Below are 6,500 nucleotides of genomic sequence, written 5' to 3'. Positions count from 1 at the left end.
GCCCGGCGGGGGCGCGAGCGGGGAGGGCGGCTCGCCCGGCAGCGCCTGGAACCGGCGCTTGCCCGGCACCAGCTTCGGCGTCTGGGCGAGCAGGCTGATCGTGTAGGGGTGGGCCGGCTGCGCGAACAGGGTCTCGGCCGGCGCCACCTCGACGAGGCGGCCGAGATACATCACCGCCACCCGCGAGGCGATGTGTTCGACCACCCCGAGGTCGTGGCTGACGAATAGGTAGGTCAGGCCCAGGTCGCGGCGGAGCTCCAGGAACAGGTTCAGCACCTGCGCCTGGATCGAGACGTCCAGCGCCGCCACCGACTCGTCGCAGACCAGCATCCGCGGCTTCACGGCCAAGGCCCGCGCGATGCCGATGCGAGCGCGCTGACCACCGGAGAACTGGTGCGGGTAGCGCGCCATCGCGTCCGGCCCGAGGCTGACGCGGGCGAGCTGCTCGGCGACGTAGGCGCGCCGGTCGCGTGCCGGGACGAGGCCGTGGGTGACCGGCGCCTCGCCGACGATATCGAGCACCCGCAGCCGCGGGTTGAGGGCGGCGGTGGCGTCCTGGAAGATCATCTGCACGGCGAGCGCCGCCGTGCGGCGTTCCGCGGCGCTCATCCCGGCGCGGTCGCGCCCGTCCTGCAGCACCCGCCCGCGGCTCGGGGCGTGGAGGCCGGCGGCGAGCCGGGCCAGGGTCGACTTCCCGCAGCCGGATTCGCCGACGAGGCCGACGACCTCGCCGGCCTCGATCGACAGATTCACGTCGGTCACCGCCTGCACCGCGCTCGGCGGCCGGCGCTCCCCGAGGAGGCCGGCCAAGCGCGCGGCGAGCGAGGGGCTGGTGCCGAACCGCTTCGAGACGGCGTCGAGGCTGAGGAGAGGTTTCACGTGAAACGTGCCGGCTGCAGGGGATGGCGGCAGAGCGCGAAGCGCGACGGCTCGGCAAGGGCCGTGGGCGGCGGGTCGGCGCAATCGGGCGTCGCGGCGGGGCAGCGCGGCGCGAAGGCGCAGCCCGGAGGGCGATCGACGAGCGAGGGCGCCATGCCGGGGATCTGCGTCAGCGGCACGCCGCGCGCGTTGCGGCTCGGGGCGGAGCCGATCAGTCCGGCGGTGTAGGGATGGAGCGGCGCCTCGATCACGTCGGCCACCGGCCCGCCCTCGACGATGCGGCCGGCGTACATCACGCACAAACGGTCGGCGAGGCCGGCCACCACCGCGAGGTCGTGGGTGATCCAGATGAGCGCCGTGCCCATCTCGGCGCAGAGCGCCTGCGCCTCGGCCAGGATCTGCGCCTGGATCGTCACGTCGAGGGCCGTGGTCGGCTCGTCGGCGATGAGGAGGGCCGGCGCGTGCAGCAGCGCGATGGCGATGGCGATGCGCTGGCGCATGCCGCCCGAGAGCTGGTGCGGGTAGGCGCGCAGGCGTTCGTCGGGCGCCGGAATCCCGACCTTGACCAGCGCCTCGCGTGCCCGCGCCCGGGCGGCAGCCGCCCCGACGCGCTCGTGCGCGCGGATCGCCTCGACGACCTGGGTCTCGACCCGCAGCACCGGGTTCAGGGTGGTCATCGGGTCCTGAAAGATCATCGCCATGCGCTTGCCGCGCAGCGGACGGAGCTCCGCTTCCGGCAGTCCGGCGATGTCGCGGCCCTCGAACAGGATCCTCCCGCCCGATACCCGGCCGGGCGCCTCGATCAGCCCCATCAGCGCGAGCCCGGTCACCGACTTGCCCGAACCGGATTCGCCGACGAGCCCCAGCACCTCGCCCCGGTTCACGGTGAGGCTCACCCGATCGACGGCGACGTGCTCGCGCCCGGCGGCCCGGAAGCCGACGCTGAGGTTTTCGAGGGCGAGGACGGGGGCGGTCATGACATGCGCCGCCCGGCGGCACGGAGCGCTGCCGTTTTCCCGGACACCTGCAGCGTGAGCGGAAGGCGATCCGGGATCCAGCACGACGAGCGCCGCGAAGCGGCGCCTGCGCCCTGGAGCACCCGGAAATACGCGGCGCTTCGCCCGTTCCTGTGCTGGGTCCCGGATCGTCCCTCCGCTGCGCTCCGGTCGTCCGGGAAAGCGGAGGCTGGAGCTGCGAGCCTTTCGCTCCACGACGTCCCGAACGCCATCAATCCGAAAACCTCGGGTTCAGCACGTCCCGCAGCCGGTCGCCGACGAGGTTGATCGCGACGATGACGGCCACCAGCGCCAGGCCGGGGAAGGTCGAGATCCAGTACTTGCCCGAGAGCAGGTAGTCGTAGCCGTTCTTGATCAGCAGCCCGAGGGAAGGCTCGGTCACCGGCACGCCGACGCCGAGGAAGGACAGCGTCGCCTCCAGCGCGATGGCGTGGGCCACCTGCATGGTCGCGACGACGATCACCGGGGGCAGGCAGTTCGGCAGCAGGTGGCGGACGATCAGGCTGCGCCGGGGCAGGGCGAGGGCGCGGGCGGCCTCCATGTACTCGCGGCGGCGCTCGACCAGGGCGGTCGCCCGGATGGCGCGGGCGTAGTAGGCCCATTGCACGGCGATGAGGGCGATCACGACCTTGTCGACCCCGCGGCCGAAGGCGGCGAGCAGCACCAGCGCGATGAGGATCGCCGGGAACGAAAGCTGGAGGTCGGCCAGCCGCATCAGCACGGCGTCGACCCGGCCGCCGGCGTTGGCCGCGAGCACGCCGACCGCCGAGCCCAGCGTCGCGGCGACCAGGGTCGCCGAGAGGCCGACGACGAGGGAGACGCGCAGGCCGTAGACGATGGCCGAGAGCATGTCGCGCCCCTGCGCGTCGGTGCCGAGCACGTAGAGCAGGCCGGAAACGCTGCTGCTGCCGGGGGGCAGGGTGCCGTCCATCACGTCGAGGTTGGCGAGGTCGTAGGGGTCCTGCGGGGTGATCCAGGGGGCGAGGCACGCGGCCAGGATCGTCAGCACCAGGATCGCGAAGCCCAAAGCCGCCCCGGGGCTGCGGAAGAAGGCGCGGAAGTGGGCGCGCCACACCGGCTCGGCCGCCTCGACCCGAGCCGGCGCGGCGGGGGGGCCGTCGGCGGGCAGGCCTTCGGAAGGTAGGATCTCGGGACGGCTCACGCGGCCTCCGACAGGCGGACGCGCGGATCGAGGCCGGCGTAGATCAGGTCCACGATCAGGTTGATGACCACGAACAGGCACACCGTCAGCATCAGGTAGGCGACGATCACCGGGCGATCGAGGCGGTTGATCGAGTCGATCAAAAGCTTTCCGATGCCGGGCCAGGCGAACACCGTCTCGGTGACGACGGCGAAGGCGATCATCGAGCCGAACTCGAGACCGATCACCGTCACCACCGGCAGCAGGATGTTCTTCAGCACGTGCACCCCGACGATGCGGGCGGGCGAGAGGCCCTTGGCGCGGGCGAAGCGCACGTAGTCCTGCAGCATCGCCTCTCGGGTGCCGGCGCGCGCCAGCCGGATCACCACCGCGAGCTTGAACAGCGCGAGGTTCACCGCAGGGAGGACGAGGTGGCGCAGGCCGTCGAGGGTCAGCAGGCCGGTCTCGACGCCGAGCACGTTCACCGTCTCGCCGCGGCCGCCCGCCGGGAGCCAGCCGAGCGTCACCGCGAAGACCAGCACCAGCATCAGACCCTGCCAGAAGTTCGGCAGCGAGAACGCGAGGATCGAGCCGGTCATGATCGTCCGGCCCGAGGCTGCGTTCGGCCGCAGGCCCGCCCAGAGGCCGAGCGGCAGGCCGACCGCGACGGCGAGCACCAGGGCGGTGAGCGCCAGCTCCAGGGTCGCCGGCAGGCGCTGCACGATCACCGACAGGGCGGACTCGTTGTAGACGAACGAGCGTCCGAGATCCCCATGCAGGGCGCGCCAGGCGAAGGTGCCGAACTGGACCGGCAGCGACCGGTCGAGCCCGAGCCGGGCGGCGATGGCGGCGCGCTCGTCCGGCGTCGCGTCGGGCGCGGCCAGCATGTCGATCGGGTCGGCGATGGCGTAGACGCCGAGGAACACCAGCGTCGCCATCGCCGCGACGGTGACGAGCGCCTGGCCGAAGCGCTGGATCAGGTAGGTCAGCATGGGGACACGCCGCCGAACGAGGTGCGCATTCCCTCTCCCCGCAGGCGGGGAGAGGCCCGGCTGCACCTCGTCGTGCAGCCGGGAAGCGCAGGCGAAGCCGAAGCGGCGGTGAGGGGGCGCGAACGGACGACGCTCCTCCGTCGAAGCCCCCTCACCTTCGGCTTCCGCCTCGCTGCGACGACGACGGGGTCGTCGCAGCCCTCTCCCCGCATGCGGGGCGAGGGGGGGCGCGGCGGCCGCGAAGCCCGACCCCTCACTTCACCACCACGACGTCCATCGCCAGCGTGTACTGGTCGATCCGCGGCGTGTAGCGCAGGCTCTTCACCGTGGCCCAGGGGGTCACCTCGAAGTGGAGCGGGATCAGCGGATAGTCCGCCATGGCCAGCGCCGAGGCCCGGCGCAGCAGGGCGGAGCGTTCGGCTTCGTCGAAGGTGCGCATCGCCTCGATCGTGAGCCGGTCGACCTCGCGGCTGCAGTAGCGGCCCCGGTTGGTGAAGCCGCGGCCGGTCTCCGGGTCGAAGCACAGCAGCAGCGAGTTCAGCGAGTTCGACATCTCGCCGGAATCCGCGCCCCAGCCGGCGAGATACGCCGAGAACGAGAACGTGTTGCGCCGGGTGAAGAAGGTGGAGGAGGTCGAGGCGTCGAGGCTCGTTTTCACGCCGATCCGGCTCCACATCTGGGCGACGGCCTGCGCGATCTTCTCGTCGTTGATGTAGCGGTCGTTCGGCGTACCGAGCGTGATCTCGAAGCCGTTCGGGTAGCCGGCCTGCGCGAGAAGATCCTTTGCCGCCTTCGGATCGTAAGGGACGACGGGGAAGTTCTTGGTCGTGCCGGAGAGCGGGAAGGGCAGCAGCTCGCCGGCTGCCTGCGCCACCCCGCCCATCACGCGCTCGACGATGGCCTTGCGGTCGATGCCCTTGGACAGCGCCTCGCGCACGCGCTTGTCGAGCAAGGGGTTCTTGTCGGTCCCGCGGATCGTCGGCGTCTTCCAGCCCGCGCCGTCGAACTGGTCGAGGTGGATGTAGATGATCCGGTTCGACAGGCCCTTGGTGACGGTGAAGCCCGCCGCCTCGATCCGCGGCAGGTCCTGGATCGCCGGGTTCTCGATCAGGTCGGCGTCGCCGGCCAGCAGCGCCGCCACGCGCGGGCCGGTCGAGACGATCGGCTTCATCGTCACCGTGTCGAAGGCGGGGGCCGCGCCCCAGTAGGTCGGGTTCTTGGAAAGCACCACCTGCGTGCCGCGCACGTACTCCTTGAGCGCGTAGGGGCCGGTGCCGACCGCGACCTTGGGGTTGCCGAAATCGGTGGATTTCGGCGGGGTGCCCATCCCGGTGCATCCGCCCTTGGCGAACGCGACCGGGCCGGGGGCGCCCGACGCCCTGGCGCTGAGCATGCCGAGCGCGGTGATGTTGGTCGGCAGGAGCGGCAGGGGCCCCGCGGTCTTGATCACCACGGTCAGCGGGTCGGGGGCGGTGACGCCCTCGAACGGCCGGACGAAGGTGGCGAAGGAGGAGGGCGAGTTCTCGACCAAAGGGATGCGGCAGAAGGTGTAGATCACGTCGTTCGCGGTGAACGGCGTGCCGTCGGAGAAGGTCACGTTCGGGCGAAGCTTGAACGTCCAGGTGTGCTCGTCGTCGGCCGTCCAGGACAGGGCGAGGGCCGGCACCACCGCCATCGCGGCGTCTGTGGTGACCAGCCCTTCGAAGATGTGGCGCCGCAGCGAGTTGTTGGGGCCGAGGTTGTGGAAGTGCGGATCCATCGAGGTGGCTTCCGCCGCCAGGCCGATGCGCAGGTCGCGGGCTTGCGCCTGGCCGGTCCAGGCCGCCGGCAGGGCCAGCCCACAGAGGACCGATCCAGACAGGGCAACGCGCGACAGGGTTCGGCGCGGACGACGACGCGTCTCGATCATCGACGGTTCCGTGTAGGAGGAGCGGGCACGCGAGGGTGGCGCATCGACGGCGCTAGCGTCAATCGTGCCAACCGACGGTTTTGCTGCACGGTTCGAGGACACGCGATGGGTATGAAGACGACGTTCGTGGTCCAGACCTTCGTGGTCAAGCGCAAGCGTCTGGTTCCGGGCGACCGCGAGGTGGCTCCGACCGAGAGCGGCGCGCTGAAGAAGGCGCAGGCCATGGCCGGGCGGATGCCCGGCACCGCGGCGCTGAAGGTGGTGGCCGACGACGAGACCGGGGAATTGGAAAGCGTGACGATCCTCGGGCAGTTCGGCGAGGTGCCGGAGGATTTCGCGGAATCGCTGCAGGGCGGGTGACCGTCGGCTCTCGAGCGGAAAAAGGCGGAGCGGGCCGCCCGGCCCGCTCCGCCTCGACGCGACCGCCTCAGGGCGATCGCGTCAGTCCGATCGTCCGGCGATCACTTGTCGCCGATCACTTGCCGCTGGGCGCCGCGCCGCTGCCGGTGGTGCCGTTGCCGCCGCCGCTGCCGGCGGGCGCGCCGGCGGTGCTGGTCGAGGGG

The 6,500-nt window shown here is 71.6% G+C and carries 6 protein-coding genes; 1 reads left to right on the top strand and 5 read right to left on the bottom strand.

Features of this window, described 5'->3' with window-relative positions:
- From FV229_RS24255 to FV229_RS24235, 5 genes are all read right to left on the bottom strand, one after another.
- Positions 1 to 879 (bottom strand): oligopeptide/dipeptide ABC transporter ATP-binding protein (locus tag FV229_RS24255; protein ID WP_210246622.1); only part of this gene is annotated, 879 nt, incomplete at its 3' end.
- A complete protein-coding gene (locus FV229_RS24250) occupies positions 876 to 1,856 on the bottom strand; it encodes an ABC transporter ATP-binding protein (protein ID WP_147754402.1) in 981 nt (326 codons plus the stop codon). The genes FV229_RS24255 and FV229_RS24250, both read right to left, overlap by 4 nt.
- A 250-nt stretch (positions 1,857 to 2,106) precedes the next feature.
- Positions 2,107 to 2,970 carry an ABC transporter permease gene (locus tag FV229_RS24245; protein WP_210246623.1) on the bottom strand — a complete coding sequence of 288 codons (864 nt, stop codon included), beginning with the start codon at positions 2,968 to 2,970 and terminating at the stop codon, positions 2,107 to 2,109.
- Positions 2,971 to 3,053: 83 nt separating this feature from the next.
- Positions 3,054 to 4,028 (bottom strand): ABC transporter permease, encoded by a 975-nt coding sequence (locus FV229_RS24240; RefSeq protein WP_147754401.1) that lies wholly within the window; start codon positions 4,026 to 4,028, stop codon positions 3,054 to 3,056.
- Between the two features lie 253 nt (positions 4,029 to 4,281).
- Entirely contained in the window at positions 4,282 to 5,937 is a 1,656-nt protein-coding gene (locus FV229_RS24235) for an ABC transporter substrate-binding protein (RefSeq protein WP_147754400.1), read from the bottom strand.
- Positions 5,938 to 6,042: 105 nt separating this feature from the next.
- Between FV229_RS24235 and FV229_RS24230 the strand changes: the two genes are divergently transcribed.
- Entirely contained in the window at positions 6,043 to 6,297 is a 255-nt protein-coding gene (locus FV229_RS24230; RefSeq protein WP_147754399.1) for a hypothetical protein, read from the top strand.
- Positions 6,298 to 6,500: the final 203 nt, after the last annotated feature.

Source organism: Methylobacterium sp. WL120, assembly GCF_008039465.1.
Lineage (GTDB): Bacteria > Pseudomonadota > Alphaproteobacteria > Rhizobiales > Beijerinckiaceae > Methylobacterium > Methylobacterium cerastii.
Note: the sequence above shows the minus strand (reverse complement) of the source record. Positions and strands in the feature narration are given on the sequence as shown.

What these genes read in the sequence shown, in the direction of transcription:
- FV229_RS24235 (WP_147754400.1), bottom strand. Translation starts at nt 5,937, where the DNA reads ATGATCGAGACGCGTCGTCGTCCGCGCCGAACCCTGTCGCGCGTTGCC.
- FV229_RS24250 (WP_147754402.1), bottom strand. Translation starts at nt 1,856, where the DNA reads ATGACCGCCCCCGTCCTCGCCCTCGAAAACCTCAGCGTCGGCTTCCGG.
- FV229_RS24230 (WP_147754399.1), top strand. Translation starts at nt 6,043, where the DNA reads ATGGGTATGAAGACGACGTTCGTGGTCCAGACCTTCGTGGTCAAGCGC.
- FV229_RS24240 (WP_147754401.1), bottom strand. Translation starts at nt 4,028, where the DNA reads ATGCTGACCTACCTGATCCAGCGCTTCGGCCAGGCGCTCGTCACCGTC.